At 39.4% G+C, this 16089-nt stretch carries 12 protein-coding genes and 6 tRNA genes; 7 read left to right on the top strand and 11 right to left on the bottom strand.

Annotated elements, in window-relative coordinates:
* Positions 1-15: 15 nt before the first annotated feature.
* From ABD985_RS16465 to yihA, 7 genes are all read right to left on the bottom strand, one after another.
* Positions 16-89 (bottom strand) — tRNA-Asn (locus ABD985_RS16465).
* Positions 90-117: 28 nt separating this feature from the next.
* Positions 118-191 (bottom strand) — tRNA-Asn (locus ABD985_RS16470).
* A 27-nt stretch (positions 192-218) separates the two neighbouring features.
* Positions 219-292 (bottom strand) — tRNA-Asn (locus tag ABD985_RS16475).
* 26 nt (positions 293-318) lie between these two features.
* Positions 319-392, bottom strand: a tRNA-Asn gene (locus ABD985_RS16480).
* A 26-nt stretch (positions 393-418) separates the two neighbouring features.
* Positions 419-492 (bottom strand) — tRNA-Asn (locus ABD985_RS16485).
* 23 nt (positions 493-515) lie between these two features.
* Positions 516-589, bottom strand: a tRNA-Asn gene (locus ABD985_RS16490).
* 152 nt (positions 590-741) lie between these two features.
* A complete protein-coding gene (gene yihA / locus ABD985_RS16495; protein ID WP_345373638.1) occupies positions 742-1347 on the bottom strand; it encodes a ribosome biogenesis GTP-binding protein YihA/YsxC in 606 nt (201 codons plus the stop codon).
* A 392-nt stretch (positions 1348-1739) separates the two neighbouring features.
* On the opposite strand from yihA, the gene fabD reads away from it, so the two are divergent.
* A complete protein-coding gene (gene fabD / locus ABD985_RS16500) occupies positions 1740-2612 on the top strand; it encodes an ACP S-malonyltransferase (protein ID WP_345373640.1) in 873 nt (290 codons plus the stop codon).
* Positions 2613-2673: 61 nt separating this feature from the next.
* Here the strand turns inward: fabD and ABD985_RS16505 are convergent, their stop codons facing one another.
* Both ABD985_RS16505 and ABD985_RS16510 read right to left on the bottom strand, forming a co-directional pair.
* Positions 2674-3060: a response regulator gene (locus ABD985_RS16505; protein WP_345373642.1), complete on the bottom strand. Its 387-nt coding sequence runs from the start codon at positions 3058-3060 to the stop codon at positions 2674-2676.
* A 415-nt stretch (positions 3061-3475) separates the two neighbouring features.
* On the bottom strand, positions 3476-4498 hold the full coding sequence (locus ABD985_RS16510; RefSeq protein ID WP_345373644.1) for an agmatine deiminase family protein: 1023 nt from the start codon (positions 4496-4498) through the stop codon (positions 3476-3478).
* Between the two features lie 266 nt (positions 4499-4764).
* Between ABD985_RS16510 and rpmH the strand changes: the two genes are divergently transcribed.
* From rpmH to ABD985_RS16535, 5 genes are all read left to right on the top strand, one after another.
* A complete protein-coding gene (rpmH, locus tag ABD985_RS16515; RefSeq protein WP_345373647.1) occupies positions 4765-4920 on the top strand; it encodes a 50S ribosomal protein L34 in 156 nt (51 codons plus the stop codon).
* A 29-nt stretch (positions 4921-4949) separates the two neighbouring features.
* Positions 4950-5078, top strand: coding sequence for a hypothetical protein (locus ABD985_RS16520; protein ID WP_345373649.1), 129 nt, complete (start codon positions 4950-4952; stop codon positions 5076-5078).
* Positions 5079-5117: 39 nt separating this feature from the next.
* On the top strand, positions 5118-5513 hold the full coding sequence (rnpA, locus tag ABD985_RS16525; protein ID WP_345373651.1) for a ribonuclease P protein component: 396 nt from the start codon (positions 5118-5120) through the stop codon (positions 5511-5513).
* A 410-nt stretch (positions 5514-5923) separates the two neighbouring features.
* Positions 5924-7585, top strand: a complete 1662-nt coding sequence (locus tag ABD985_RS16530) for a S41 family peptidase (protein ID WP_345373653.1) — start codon at positions 5924-5926, stop codon at positions 7583-7585.
* Positions 7586-7737: 152 nt separating this feature from the next.
* Positions 7738-8625, top strand: a complete 888-nt coding sequence (locus ABD985_RS16535; protein WP_345373655.1) for an SDR family oxidoreductase — start codon at positions 7738-7740, stop codon at positions 8623-8625.
* Positions 8626-8791: 166 nt separating this feature from the next.
* On the opposite strand, the gene ABD985_RS16540 is transcribed toward ABD985_RS16535, so the two are convergent.
* Both ABD985_RS16540 and secA read right to left on the bottom strand, forming a co-directional pair.
* On the bottom strand, positions 8792-9361 hold the full coding sequence (locus ABD985_RS16540; protein WP_345373657.1) for a lipoprotein: 570 nt from the start codon (positions 9359-9361) through the stop codon (positions 8792-8794).
* A gap of 72 nt (positions 9362-9433) precedes the next feature.
* Positions 9434-12793, bottom strand: coding sequence for a preprotein translocase subunit SecA (secA, locus tag ABD985_RS16545; RefSeq protein WP_345373659.1), 3360 nt, complete (start codon positions 12791-12793; stop codon positions 9434-9436).
* 311 nt (positions 12794-13104) lie between these two features.
* Between secA and ABD985_RS16550 the strand changes: the two genes are divergently transcribed.
* Complete coding sequence (locus ABD985_RS16550) at positions 13105-16089, top strand: M16 family metallopeptidase (RefSeq protein ID WP_345373660.1); 2985 nt, start codon at positions 13105-13107, stop codon at positions 16087-16089.

The following is a 16089-nucleotide window of genomic DNA, read 5'->3' on the forward strand; positions in this document are numbered from 1 at the left end:
ACCTTTTTTATTTTGCTCCTCAGGTTGGACTCGAACCAACGACCCTCTGATTAACAGTCAGATGCTCTAACCAACTGAGCTACTGAGGAATATAGTATTATGTTTAAAAGCTTTTTGCTCCTCAGGTTGGACTCGAACCAACGACCCTCTGATTAACAGTCAGATGCTCTAACCAGCTGAGCTACTGAGGAATATAATATTATATTGAAAAGCTTAAGCTCCTCAGGTTGGACTCGAACCAACGACCCTCTGATTAACAGTCAGATGCTCTAACCAACTGAGCTACTGAGGAATATAATATTATGTTTAAAAGCTTTGCTCCCCAGGTTGGACTCGAACCAACGACCCTCTGATTAACAGTCAGATGCTCTAACCAGCTGAGCTACTGAGGAAAGTAATGTTATTTTAAAAGCTTAAGCTCCTCAGGTTGGACTCGAACCAACGACCCTCTGATTAACAGTCAGATGCTCTAACCAACTGAGCTACTGAGGAATATGTTATTTAAGGAGCTTTTGCTCCCCAGGTTGGACTCGAACCAACGACCCTCTGATTAACAGTCAGATGCTCTAACCAACTGAGCTACTGAGGAATAACATAACGAAAGCAGATGAGGTAAAAAACCCGATAGGCTTCCGATTTAGCTGTGCAAAATTATAAGTAAGATTTTTATTTACAAAGAAAAAAACGTGAAAACCTTATTTTTTTTTGTATCCTTTTGGTAATCAATTGGAAAAAAATCAATTAAGATTGACGGAATTCCTGATTGATCTCATGAATGAATGAAAGTAGATCTTCTAATCCTTCTTTTTTGCTCGATGATGTTACGAAATATGGAGGCATTTCTTCCCATGTTTTCAAGAATTCTTCTTTATAGGTTTCCACCGCTTTGTCGTCTGCCCCTTTTTTCAACTTATCAGCTTTTGTGAAGATAATAGAGAAAGGTACTCCATGTTCTCCCAGCCATTGCATAAACTCCAGATCAATTTTTTGAGGAGCATGACGTATGTCCACCAACACAAAAGTGCAAAGCAGGTTCTCTCTTTTTTCTAGATAAGAGTAGATGATTTTCTGGAAATTTTCTTTTTCAGTCTTACTTACTCGCGCAAATCCATATCCTGGCAAATCGACTAAATACCAATTTTCATTAATGAGAAAATGATTAATCAATTGTGTTTTGCCTGGTGTAGAGGAAGTCATTGCAAGTCCTTTCTTATTGGTAAGGGCATTGATCAGTGACGATTTACCTACGTTGGATCGTCCAATAAAGGCATATTCAGGAAGATTGGGTGTCGGGCATTTACGGTAATCCGTATTGCTCATGACAAAAGAGGCTTTCTTGATTTTCATATCGTATTACTATTTTCTGAACTGCAAAGGTAGTCAACCTTAAGAATATATAAACAATTATATGGGAAACCATGAGATAGAACATAGTCGACAGGCATTCTTGTTCATGTTGTTTAGGTTGAGCTTTACTCGTTCATAATGTTTAGTTGTTGTGGGGAATGTATTATACTTTTAACCGATAACCCATAACCGATAAACAAGAGGTAAAGTAATAACTTACCCTTGTAGTATTATAGAATAGTGAATGAGTATTTTTCTATTCAATAGGTGTAGGGCTATGTTGCTGGATTATCTTGTAAATATCCTTTTCAGAGTGTGAAGAAGGAAGGGGGGATTGTTATATTTGTCCTGCAAATCGTTTTACTTTTTACGAAAAAAAATAAAATATTTTTATGAACGCTTATGTATTTCCGGGACAAGGTTCCCAGTTTCCTGGTATGGGAAAAGAGTTGTATGAGGGATCGGAGAAAGCTCGTGAACTATTTGATGCAGCCAATGATATTCTAGGATTTGATATTAAGCGCATCATGTTTGAAGGCACTAAAGAAGAGCTGAAGGAAACCAAAGTGACACAACCAGCCATCTTTTTACATTCAGTGGCTTTGGCTTTGACTACAGAGGAGTTGAAACCAGATATGGTAGCAGGGCACTCTTTGGGCGAATTCTCCGCTTTGGTAGCGAATAAAACCTTGAACTTTGAAGATGCGTTGCGTTTGGTAGCTCAACGAGCGATGGCCATGCAGAAGGCTTGCGAACAAAACCCTTCGACTATGGCAGCTGTATTGGGATTGTCTGATGAGCAAGTGGAAGAAGTTTGTGAAAAAGCCAATGGTGTTGTGGTAGCAGCAAACTATAACTGTCCAGGGCAGCTGGTGATCTCAGGTGCCAATGAAGCGATTGAGCATGCTTGTGTTTTAGCTAAAGAAGCTGGCGCAAAAAGAGCATTGCCCCTTCCAGTAGGTGGAGCATTCCATTCACCATTAATGGAGCCTGCAAGAGAGGAATTGGCAAAGGCGATTGCAGCCACTACCTTCAATACCCCAATTTGCCCGGTATATCAAAATGTAGATGCAAAACCTCATACAGATCCTGAGGAAATCAAGGCGAACTTGATTGCACAACTTACTGCTCCTGTACGATGGACACAGTCAGTGCAAAACATGGTAGCCGATGGCGCTACGAAGTTTACAGAGTGTGGTCCAGGAAAAGTCTTGAAAGGACTGATTATGAAGATTGATAGAAGCGTAGAAACTGATGCAGTATAAGGTACCGCTTCAATACAAAAAAATGCCATTGCAGTTTTATTTATTGCAATGGCATTTTTATTTATTGAACAGTCACTAGTTCTTCTACAACTGTTTCTAAAATACTGTTCAAGTCATTCTTGTAAATAGGTTTGCTTAAACAGTGGTCGATTCCACAACCAAGAAGTTTTTTCTTTTGGCCTCTTAATGAATAAGAAGTCGTTCCAATAATAGTAATCGTTTGATTATTTGCTTGCTCAAACTGACGAATTGCTTTCACAGCCTCAGTAAGGTCTTCTCCTAAAGTGTCGTCATCTAAAATGACCACCTTGTATGGGTTGCTGTGAAGTTTTTCTTCTAAGGATGCTTCGTCTCTAATAAGATCAACAAGCCAACCGCTTCTTTTAAGCATTAGATCCATATAAGCGGCGTCTATGGATTTTGCTTCGGCTAGTAGTACTGAATTCATTCTTTCCTTTGGCGTTATGGGGAGTAACAATTGCACTAAACTTGAAAAATGGAATTCGCAAGAGGGTTCCTCACGATTCTTGTATTAGATGTTAGAATATTCATCATTCTATGGGGTCTCCAAGAATGAGTCATTGTTGATGTTCGCTGCGTTTTAAATTTCGTAAAATTTATTGAAAAAGTTCAATGAATTTCCCTAATATTTATAGAATTTTTTTCAAATGTTAATCTTCGGGGATTTCTCCTTTATATCTGGTTAATAAACATTTACTGTTTGCTTTACACAAACTGTGCCGATTTGGTTTTTATCAAGTAAAGTTTTCACATTTTCATGTATATTATCCGGAATAAAAAAACCTTGGCATTCTCTGATTAATTCATTGAAAACCAAGGTTTATTGTTAATAAATGTATATTCTAAAGAAAGCTCCCTGCGGGATATTGCATGGTAACGCAGTGCAAAGAGCCGTGTTGCTTGATTAGGGCATTACAATTGATACCTATAATGCGATGTGCTGGACAAGCTTTTTGCATTATTTCTAGAGCCTGTTGATCCCGTATTTCATCTCCATAAGTAGGAAGTAGGATTGCTTCGTTCATAATTAAGAAATTAGCATAAGTTGCCGGTAGGCGATGTCCATCTTCAGGGTCAAATTGAGGAGTAGCCATAGGAAGAGGAAACAGCTCATAAGGGCTACCATCTGCCTGTCGAAAAGCTTTAAGCTCTTCCTCCATTTTCTTGAGGGAGGAATAATGAGGGTCCTCGGGATCTTCGCAGCTTACATAAGCAATACGTGAAGGGGAACAAAAACGGGCCAATGTATCAATGTGGGCATCGGTATCATCTCCTTCTAACTCTCCTTCTGTTACCCATAGAATACGGGATGCACCAAACCACTCTTTTAGCTTTTCCTCAATTTGCTGTTGATTAAGGGATGGGTTTCTATGATAAGACAGAAGACAGGCAGTGGTGGTCATAATAGTACCTTGCCCATCAGATTCTATGGAACCTCCTTCCAGTACATACCCAGTGGTTTCTACGGGGGTGTTTCCAAAGAAGCCAGCTTTCTCTAGTTTTAATGTGATTTCATTATCCAGAGCAGAAGCAAACTTGAGTCCCCACCCATTAAAAGTGAAATCTAGAATGAGGGGTTTTTCATCTTGGTAGATGGTAATACCCCCATGATCTCTAGCCCAGGTGTCGTTGGAAGGAATTTCTGCAAAAAAGACATTGTCTCCTTTGAGGCCGTAAAGCCATTGTTTTACATTGTTAATGTTATGGCAAACCAACAATAGCTTTTGATGTCGACTGATTTGTTGTGCAATTTCCCGGAAGCAGGCTTGCGCTTCTTCCAGCATGTCATTCCAATCGGTTTCTTCATGTGGCAATGTAAGTTGTATGACATCTTGCATTTCCCACTCGGCTGGTAGTCTTAACATAGCTTATCGAATTAATTATCTGTGGTTTTAACATACAAATATACACCCTTCTACAAGGAATTTAGCTCTTTTTTATCTTTTGCTCTTTTTTTGCTGTAAACTTTTAAGAAAAGTGTTATTTTTGCGAAATCCTTTTGCAGGAGAGGAGATGGATAGTGTGATACTACCCATGATTATGAAGTAATTATTTTGATATCAGGAAGAAAAGGTTGGATCTTTTGGGAAAGATTCTTACCTTTGCAAGCCGAATTTAAATATAGTTAACAATGAAAAGAACATTTCAACCTTCGAATAGAAAGAGAAGAAACAAGCACGGTTTCAAGGCTAGAATGTCTTCTGTAGGTGGCAGATCTGTTTTGGCAGCTAGAAGAAAGAAAGGCAGAAAGAAATTGACTGTTTCTTCTGAAAGAAAAGGAAAATAATTTTTGAGGGCATATAAACTCATAAAGAAATGAAAAAGAGAGTTGCAAAGAAGATCTTGACAAATCAAGAGACGCTTAACTACAATAACGGTCAGATCCACAAGGCTAAGAACGTTATCGCAAAAGTAGAAAGAAGAAACGCAAAGGCAGGAGCATAATTTATATGCTTCCTGCGTTTGAGTTGACGGCGCAATCTGATGGAACATTCTTCCAATATAAGATATACTTTTCCTAAAAAGGAAAAACTTAAGAGTCAGAAACTCATAAGGGAGCTTTTCGAAAAAGGCTCCTCTACTTTTTTATACCCCTATAAGGTATTCTACCTTCCCGCTGCCTCTAATCCAGAGGTAGACTCCCCCCAAGTATTAATTTCTGTATCCAAGCGTAATTTTAAACATGCTGTGGATCGTAACCGTCTCAAAAGGCAGATACGAGAAGCATATCGCTTGCAAAAAAATCTGTTAGGTGATAGCGCCCAAGATTTTTCTGCGATTGGCTTTCTGTATGTAGGCAAAAAGAAAGAGCCTTATGCACTGTTGGATCGTGGTATGCGTAAAGCATTGAAGCGATTAGCAGTGAGCAGTGAACAGTGAGCAGTGAGTAGTGAACAGTGAGCAGTTGCTAATTTTTAATTATCAATTAGATTCTGTTTGTGAAAATCAATTTTACGTTTAGTTAACGTAATGTAGGCCTTTGCCTCAGGCAAGGGTTAGTACACAACCCCTTTCCCCCCTCTTCTCCGTTTGATGCCATGGATAAGCAAAGTTTAATAAACTTATGTGGTATAATGGATGAACAAGAACACCCCTCCTCTTCTTTGTTTTCTTAAACTTTCTAGTTAAAATACAATTAAGTATTTGAATCGTTGTTTTAAAAGCGAAAAGCTCTTGTGATATTCTTATCACTGAAGGTGGGATTTTTTTGCCCATTTGCATAAAAGTTGTAAATTATTGTTAACCTTCTTTTTGAAACCCTATTCATCGAATACTAACACTTTCAGATTATGCAGAGACGAAGACTAAAGATAATTTTTGGAGCTGCCTTCTTAGGCCTTGTTTTACTCTCCTTTACGACTGTTCCTACGAACGATAAATATTTCGAGATTGCAAAGAATATGAAAATCTTTGCGAAGCTCTTTCAAGAAGTCAACACCTATTATGTAGATGAGGTGAGTCCTACACAAATGATGAATGTAGGTATCGAAGCTATGCTTAACACCTTAGACCCGTATACTAATTATATTCCAGAGGATAAGATCGAGGATTATAGAACGATGACTACCGGGGAATATGGAGGTCTGGGTGTTGTGGTAGGGAATCGCAATGGGAAGGTGACAGTACTGATGCCTAATGAGGGGTTTGCTGCATTTAAGGCAGGCTTACGTATTGGGGATGAGATTGTTAAGGTAGATAATATCAGCATTACAGAGAAGAATGCAGAGGAAATCAGTAAGCTTCTCAAAGGGCAAGCAGGTACAGAGGTTAAGCTGACCATTAATCGTTACGGACAACCTTCTCCATTGGAAGTGACCATCGAAAGAGAAAATATCCATTTGAAGAATGTGCCTTATTATGGAATGGTGACCGATAATATAGGTATGATTAAGCTTTCTGATTTTACGAGAAAAGCCAGTAAAGAAGTATCAGATGCCTTAGTCGACTTAAAAGGTCAGGGAGCTGAAAAGATTATCCTTGATTTAAGAGGAAATCCGGGAGGTTTATTAAGTGAAGCGATTAAGATTTCCAATATATTCTTACCTAAAGGACATGAGATCGTTACTACTAAAGGAAAAATTGAAGATTGGAATCGCTCACATAGGGGAATGAATGACCCTGTAGATATTGATATTCCTGTTGCAGTATTGATTAGTGGAAACAGTGCCTCTGCGGCTGAAATTGTTTCAGGAGTAATTCAGGATTATGATAGAGGAGTTTTGGTAGGTCAACGTTCGTTTGGAAAAGGACTGGTACAGGCTACACGTACATTGGAGTATAACTCTAAACTGAAAGTAACCGTAGCTAAGTATTACATTCCTAGTGGACGCTGTATTCAGGCTATTGATTATAGCCATAGAGATGAGAATGGGAAAGCAGAGGAAGTTCCGGATTCTTTACGAACAGCATTTAAAACGAAAAATGGCCGTACCGTATACGATGGAGGAGGAGTAAAACCAGATATTGAAGTGAAAAACTTTAATTATGCTCAAATTACTCGTAGCCTATTGCGTAAAAATTTAATCTTCGACTATGCTACAATTTATCACCATCAAAATCCTGAGATTGCTTCAGCAAAAACATTCAATTTAACGGATACTGATTTTGAGGCTTTTGTGAAATGGTTAAAGGATAAGGATTACGACTATAAGAACACCGTAGAGCAAGCTTTGGAAAACCTAATCAGTAGTGCCAAAGATGATAAGTATTACTCGGATATTAAGTCTGAAATCGAAACCCTGGAAACAAAAATCTATCGCAGTAAAGAAAGTGACTTATATAAGTTTCAGGAGGAATTGAAAGAAGTATTGGAAGAAGAGATCGTGAAGCGATATTATTTACAGAATGGTGAGATAGAGGCTTCTTTTGATGATGATACAACTATTAAGGAGGCGATTGATGTCTTGAATGATATGAATAAATATAAGCAGATTTTGTCTGCGAAACATTAGTATTCAACGACGTACGTTGAAGGAGAAAGGAGAAAGGAGAAAGGAGAAAGGAGAAAGGGGTGTTATATCCTTCATCCTTTCTCCTTTCTCTATTTTGAAAAGTTATACTCCTTTTTACACCAATATATAAAACCAATAAACTATACAATCTAATGATGCACACAGAACCAATGCTTAGAGACAATGCTCTAAAATCTAAAACGATTCTTGTAACTGGTGGAGGTACAGGACTAGGGAAGTCCATGGCAAAGTATTTTTTAACACTGGGCGCCAAAGTAGTGATTTGTAGCCGTAGAGAAGAAGTACTGAATGCGACAGCGGAAGAGTTAACCAAAGAAACAGGGGGAGAAGTTTTACCCTTGACGTGTGATGTGAGGGATTATACACAAGTAGAATCCCTGATTGAAAATGTACACCAACAGTGGGGGCGTATCGATGGTTTGGTGAACAATGCTGCAGGGAATTTTATAAGTCCTACAGAAGCTTTATCACACAAAGCATTTGATGTAGTAGTAGGAATTGTTTTGCAGGGGTCCTATAATTTCACTTTGGCAATGGGCAAGTATTGGATTAAAGAAAAAATTGAAGGGACTATATTGAATATTGTAACGACCTATTCTTGGACAGGCTCAGGGTATGTAGTTCCTTCTGCCTGTGCTAAGGCGGGAGTATTGGCACTTACCAGATCCTTGGCAGTGGAGTGGGCAAAGTATGGAATTCGTTCCAATGCGATTGCACCAGGACCTTTTCCTACTAAAGGAGCTTGGGATCGACTATTTCCTGAAAACATTCAACATCTGTTTGATCCTAAAGAACGTATTCCATTAAAGAGAGTAGGCGATCATCAGGAGTTGGCAAATCTTGCTGCTTATTTAATGTCTCCCTTTTCTTCTTACGTTAATGGGGAAGTGATCACCATTGATGGAGGAGAATGGTTGAAAGGTGCGGGAGAGTTTAATCAGCTGGATGAGGTGGATCAGGAGACATGGATGGAAGTCGCAAAGACGATACGAGCCAATAAAAAAAAGAGCGATAATTAGAGCTTAGAGCTTGTTTGGAATCCGGATTTTGAGAATAAAGCTTCTATAAATTAACTGAAAAAGTCCTGATTATCTCCTAATAGTGGTTTTATTGGGAGATAATCAGGACTTTTTCAGTGAAAATTAGAAGAGTTTTATTCCAAAAGATGTGGTTCTAAACAAGCTCTTAATATCGCTCTTCTTCCATATTTTGCTGTGTAGAGTCTGTGGGAGTTTCCATATCTGCTCGTTTTAGATAAATCTTATCGCTGACGATCAGTGCTGTTGGAAATACTTTTCTGAGTTGCTTATGAGCACCATAAGCGGCCAACTTAGAAGTATACTCTCCTACTTTTACCTTGTAGTTTGGTTGCTCATAATCTAAGGTAGGAGAACCAAACTCTTGTATGTTATAAAGTCTACCTACAGCTTGTTGTGCCTTACTGCGACTGATACCAGAATATACTTGAATACTGTATCCGTCAACTACACCATTGCGTCTTTCTTTCATCAAGGAAAGCTTGTGCTGTAGGGAGTCTCGAATATCTCCTTCAGGAGTTACACTACTGCTGCTAAAGTTTTCGATATCCAACGTTAAAGTATCTTCCAGGGTAAGAGCAGGTCGATATACACTTAGGTCTTCATTGAGAATATCATTGAAGTCTCCCTTAGCACTTGTGCCTGCAGTAGTGCTTTGACTGCTCTTACAGGCAGAAACAACCGCAATGATACTGAGGAATAATAGATACTTTTTCATGTTTTATAAGGGATGAAAGCAAGAGGATGATACTTAATGGCACCATCCTCTTTAGCTTATTTACAATCAATATTAGCTAACGATCACACATTTCTGATCTTTAACGTCTTGCTCAACACTTTTGAACTTTACGTTTTCTTTCACAGAACCATCAGTATATTTTACTGTCACGCGATCATTTCTACCATAAACCTTTTCAGAGTGAATAGGCTTCGTTACTTCCTTTTGCTGAGGAGCATTAGCCTGCTGGCTTTCTGGAGAAGGGCGGCTTTCCAGAGCAGAATGCACTTCCTCTTTTTCAGCAGTTACTTTGGGAGCAGCTGCAGGAGTAGGATTGCTTACAGGCATAGGAGGCCTTTCCTGTACTGCTACATTCGCTTTACTCAAGAATGAGATACAATCCTCATTTACTTGCTGAATGAACCCTTTAAACAACTCAAATGCTTCAAACTTATAGATCAATAGTGGATCTTTTTGCTCGTGTACCGCATTTTGTACCTGTTGCTTAAGGTCATCCATTTCACGAAGATGCTCTTTCCATTCTTGGTCAATAACGGCTAGCGTAATGTTTTGCTCCAACGTTTTTACAAGCTCCTGTCCTTCTGTCTCAATTGCTTTTTCTAGATTGACATTCACTTGCATCATTTGCTTACCGTCTGTTACAGGAATTGCTACATTTTGAACAATAGCTCCTCGCTCTTCCTGTACTTTTTGCAATACAGGCATTACTTTGTCGATCAGGTTCTTGTTCTTGGTCTTGTATTTCTCAAGTGCTTCCTTGTAAAGGGCAACGGTCAGTTTATCATCACTCATCTTGTTGAACTCTTCCTCTGTGATTTTTGTGTGTACAGAGAAAGCTCTCAATGCATCTAGCTTAAAGCCATCATAGTTCCCCATATTGGCTTCTGCAATAAATTGACAAGTGTTATAGAAGTTGTCCATAATATCTACCGAAAGACGATCGCCAAATAGGGCATTCTTTCTTCTACGGTAAATACGCTTTCTTTGCTCGTTCATTACGTTGTCATACTCCAACAAACGCTTACGAATACCAAAGTTATTTTCCTCTACTTTCTTCTGAGCTCTTTCTACGGCATTGGTTACCATGGAGTGCTGGATTACCTCACCTTCTTCCAGTCCAAGACGGTCCATTACTTTAGCGATACGGTCAGAACCGAACATACGCATTAGGTTGTCTTGCAAAGAAACGTAGAACTGTGAGCTACCAGGATCACCCTGACGACCGGCACGACCTCTCAGCTGTCGGTCAACACGTCTTGATTCGTGACGCTCTGTACCAATAATCGCTAAACCTCCGGCATCTTTTACTTCCTTAGAAAGCTTGATATCCGTACCACGACCGGCCATGTTGGTAGCAATAGTTACGGCTCTAGGTCTACCAGCCATCGCAACAATCTCAGCCTCTCTAGCGTGCTGCTTGGCATTCAGTACCTCGTGAGGAATACCTTTCATTTTCAATAGACGGCTCAATAATTCAGAGTTCTCTACAGAAGTGGTACCGACCAGTACAGGTCTTCCTTGCTCTACCATATTCTGAACCTCTTCTGCTACCGCATTGAATTTCTCCCTTACCGTTTTATAAACTTTATCTTGTCTATCATCCCGCTGAATAGGACGGTTAGTAGGGATAGTTACTACATCTAGTTTGTAGATCTCCCAAAGTTCACCCGCTTCAGTCTCGGCCGTACCAGTCATACCACTCAACTTGTGGTACATACGGAAGTAGTTCTGAAGGGTAACCGTAGCATAGGTTTGTGTAGCCGCTTCGATTTTTACATTCTCTTTAGCTTCTAGGGCCTGGTGTAGACCATCAGAATAACGACGACCATCCATCACACGACCAGTTTGCTCGTCAACGATCATTACTTTGCCTTCGTTGACAATGTAATCTACATCCTTCTCAAATAGGGTGTAAGCTTTAAGTAACTGCTGTACGGAGTGGATACGTTGTGTCTTGATCTCGAAATCAGCGATCAACTTATCTTTTTCCTCAATTTTTTCTTCGTCATTCAGTTCAGTACTGTGCTCAATTTTATCTAGGGCTGTACCGATATCAGGAAGGACAAAGAAGTTGGAGTCTAGGTTACCAGTGATAGCTCCCAAACCTTTTTCCGTAAGATCTACGGAGTTTTGTTTTTTCTCAATATGGAACAACAACGGCTTATCTGCCTCAGGCATTAGACGGTTGTTGTCTGCCATATAGTATCCCTCTGTTTTCTGAAGGAGCTGTTTCATACCAGGCTCACTCAAGAACTTGATCAAAGGCTTGTATTCAGGAAGGGCACGGTGTGCTCTTAGTAAAGCTAGTCCACCTTCTTTATTTTCACCGGCCTTGATATGCTTTTTAGCTTCTACCAGGAAGTTTTGTACTAAGCGCTTCTGGTTTTCTACCAACTGAGCTACCATAGGCTTCAGTTGTAGAAACTCATGGCGATCGCCATTGGCTACAGGACCAGAGATAATCAATGGTGTACGGGCATCATCAATCAACACGGAGTCAACCTCATCAACCATGGCAAAGTGGTGACGTCTTTGTACCAATTCATCTTTGCTACGTGCCATATTATCACGAAGGTAATCAAAACCAAACTCGTTGTTGGTACCGTAAGTGATATCAGAATTATAGGCAGCGATACGCTGAGGAGAATGTGGTTGGTGTTTGTCAATACAGTCTACCGACAGCTTATGGAACTCGAATAATGGTGCATTCCATTCGGAGTCACGAATCGCCAGGTAGTCGTTGACAGTCACCAAGTGAACTCCTCTTTTAGCCAGGGCATTCAAGTAAGCTGGAAGGGTAGACACCAAAGTCTTACCTTCACCCGTCATCATCTCGGCAATTTTACCTTGGTGTAATACAATACCCCCTACAAGCTGTACGTCGTAGTGTACCATATTCCACTCCACTTCAGCACCTGCAGCTAACCATTTATTACTCCAGATCGCTTTGCCATCCTCGATCGTTACGTTAGGTTTTTTAGCAGCCATTTGCTCGTCGTATAGAGAAGCGCTTACAACCAGCTGCTTATTTTCTGTCAAACGTCTTGCAGTTTCCTTTACTACAGCAAAGGCTTTTGGAAGTAAGTCATTCAATACTTCCTCTAAACGCTCGTTACGCTCTTCTTTCAGGCTATCGATTTCGCGGAATAGCTCGTCCTTCTCATTAACGTTGACGTCAGCAGATTCTGTCTTTTCTGTAGCAGCATTGATCTTAGCGTCGATATCACTCAACTCTTTTTCAATGTGTGCAATAAACTCCTCTGTTTTACCCCTTAGGGCATCATCTGAGAGGTCTGTTAGCTTGCTATATTCTTCTTTTATCTTCTCTACGATTGGCACGATCTCCTTCAAGTCCCGTTCAGACTTGGTTCCGAAGATTTTGGAAACTGCCTTGGTGATAATATCCAGCATATTTATTCGGTATGACAAATTGACAAAAAGTAAATGCACCTGAGCGTCTTTCCTCAAATGCCCTAATATGCAAATTTACAAATTAGTATAAGTATTTAATAATTTTTGACAGCGAACGCAATATAATAGGTCTTAGGAGAATAATGAGGGAGATGTAATTGAAAATGGGTGTTAATCTTTGATAAATTTCAATCCTTGTTGGTATAAAATTAATGATCTATTGTAGATCGCTTGAAAATACGTCAAAATTTTCTTGAAAAGATCTTATATTGATTTGTGTCAATTTTTAATAACCTTACTTTTAATTACGTATGAAGTTACTCTCGTTACGCCTGAAAAACACTTTTTTGGGCGCCCTTGCTTTACCAATCTTATTGACTGCTTGTAATGTTTCTACCCCTTTTCAACTTTCAGAAAACTATAAGTATGACTATCAACAAGTAGAAGGAGATCCCCTAAAAGCAAAAATCTATACCCTTAAGAATGGGCTTAAAGTGTATATGAGTGTTTATAAAGATGCTCCTAGAATACAGACCTATATTGCCGTAAAGGCAGGAGGGAAGTATGATCCAGTAGAGGCTACAGGACTAGCGCACTATTTGGAACATATGATGTTCAAGGGAACTGATGAATTCGGGACCATGAACTATGCAGAGGAAAAAGTCTTGTTAGATAGTATCGAACGTATGTTTGAGCACTATCGTACATTGGAAGATCCTAAAGAGCGGAAGGAATATTATACCTTGATTGATGAAGTATCTAATCAAGCATCCAAGCTAGCGATTGCCAATGAATACGATAAGATGGTTTCTGGTATTGGAGCTACAGGAACAAATGCCTATACCACTACAGATCGTACAGTATATATAAACGATATTCCTTCTACTTCCTTAGAAAAATGGTTGAAAATAGAAGGAGAACGTTTCAGTATGATCGTTAACCGCTTATTCCATACAGAGCTGGAGGCCGTATATGAAGAGAAGAACCGCTCCTTGGATGCTGATGGGTGGAAAGTGTATGCTGCTACATTAGAGACCATGTTTCCGACCCATAAATATGGACAGCAAACAGTGATTGGAACTATTGATCACTTGAAGAATCCTTCCATTACTGAAATTAGAAAATATTTTGATCAATATTATCGTCCGAATAATGTAGCCATTTGTTTGAGTGGAGATTTAGATCCTGACCAAACAATTGATCTGATTGAGAAATACTTTGGCAATTGGGAAGCTAAACCGCTAGAAGAGTATACCTATCAGGAAGAAGCACCTATAAAAGAAGTCGTTGAACGAGAAGTGTTCGGCCCTGATGCAGCTAATGTTACAGTGAACTTTCGTTTTCCGGGAGAAGCCAGCAACTCCAGGGATTTCTTGAAAATGAAGTTGTGTGACATGATTTTATCAAACTCTAAAGCAGGATTGATTGACCTGAACCTTAAGCAGAAGCAAGAAGTAGTAAGTGCAGGTTGCTACCCGATGATTATGAATGACTATACTGTACATTCATTCTATGCAACTCCTAAGGAAGGACAAACACTGGAAGAAGCAAGAGATTTATTGTTGGGACAGATTGAGTTACTAAAACAAGGAGCATTTGAAGATTGGTTAATTGATGCGGTCATTAATGATTTTAAAAAGTCACAAATACAGCAATTCGAATCAAATTCAGCTCGTGCGAGTATGTTTGTAAGTGCCTTTACTAATGATATTCCATGGAAGGATTATGTCAATGATTTAGAGGAAATGCGTACCATTACCAAGGAAGAGTTGGTAGCCTTTGCTAATGCACAGTATGCAAAAAACTATTCAGTGATTTATAAACGAGTAGGGGAAGATCCTAATGCTCGTAAAATTGAAAAGCCAGAAATTACTAAAGTAGACCTAAATCGTGGGGTCACTTCTACTTTTTCCCAGGTATTGGATACCCTTCAAAGCAAGAAGCTGGAGCCAGTATTTTTGGCTTATGATAAGGTGATTCAAGAAGAGAAAATGAATAAGGGCGTATTGGTACGCTATAAGCAAAATGAAGAAAATGATCTTTTCAAGCTATATTATCTGCTGGATGTCGGAAGTAATACGAACCCAACATTGAGTATGGCGGTAGAGTACCTAAAGTTTTTGGGTACGGATAAGATGTCCTCTGAGCAAATACAGAAAGAGTTTTATAAACTAGGTTGTGATTTTGGTGTGAATGTATCCTCAGATCAGGTATATGTGTATTTGCAAGGGTTGGATGAAAATATGGAACCGGCTTTGACCTTGTTTGAAGAGTTGTTAGCAAATGCACAGCCAGATAAAGAAGCACTTTCTCTGATGGTAGCCAATAAACTCAAAATGAGAGAAGACCTGAAAAAGAACAAACGTGCTATTCTGATGCAAGGGTTAAGAAATTACGGGCTTTATGGTGCAGACTCTCCATTGCGAAATGATCTAAGTAACCAGGAGTTACAAGAAGTAGCAGCGAACAGCTTGGTACAGATGATTCAAGGATTAACGAAAATGGAGCACAGAGTTCTATATTATGGTCCAAGAGCCTCTTCAAAAGCAATAGCAGTGCTTAATGAGTTGCATACTCTTCCAGAAACATTGACAGCTATTCCGGAGGAGAAGAAATTTGAAATGAAAGATGCTGTAGAACCAAAGGTGTATTGGACGGACTATGATATGGTACAGGCAGAAATACTGTTTTTAGCAAAAAGTGATAAGTATACACCAAAGCGAGAAGCGGTAGCTCGTTTGTACAATGAGTATTTTGGAGGTGGTATGGGATCGATTGTATTCCAGGAAATGAGAGAGGCACAAGGCTTGGCTTATTCCGTATACAGTATGTATGCACAAGGGAGTAAAGAAGGGAAATCAGATTATGTTTTTGCTTATGTGGGAACTCAGGCTGATAAGCTCGAAGAGTCACTGAAAGGTATGAAGAAGTTATTAACGGATATGCCTCTGGATGAGAAGTCTTTTGAGAATGCTAAGAAATCAATGCTTAGTAAGATGGAAAGTAAGCGTATTACAAAAGCTTCTGTTTTGTTCGATTATGAGCGTACCTTGAAAAAAGGGTTGAATCATGATATCCGCAAAGATGTCTATGAGGCGATACAAAATATGACACTGGAAGATGTAAAAACATTCCAGGAGGAATTTGTGAAAGGGCAGAACTACACCCTATGTGTTGTGGGAGATAAAGAAAAGCTGGATTTTGAGGTATTGTCTCAGTATGGAAAAGTACAGGAGCTTTCTTTGGAAGATCTATTTGGTTTTGAGAGCCCTGAGAGAGTAGAGAAAGAACTGTAG

Source organism: Algivirga pacifica (assembly GCF_039543525.1).
Lineage (GTDB): Bacteria > Bacteroidota > Bacteroidia > Cytophagales > Flammeovirgaceae > Algivirga > Algivirga pacifica.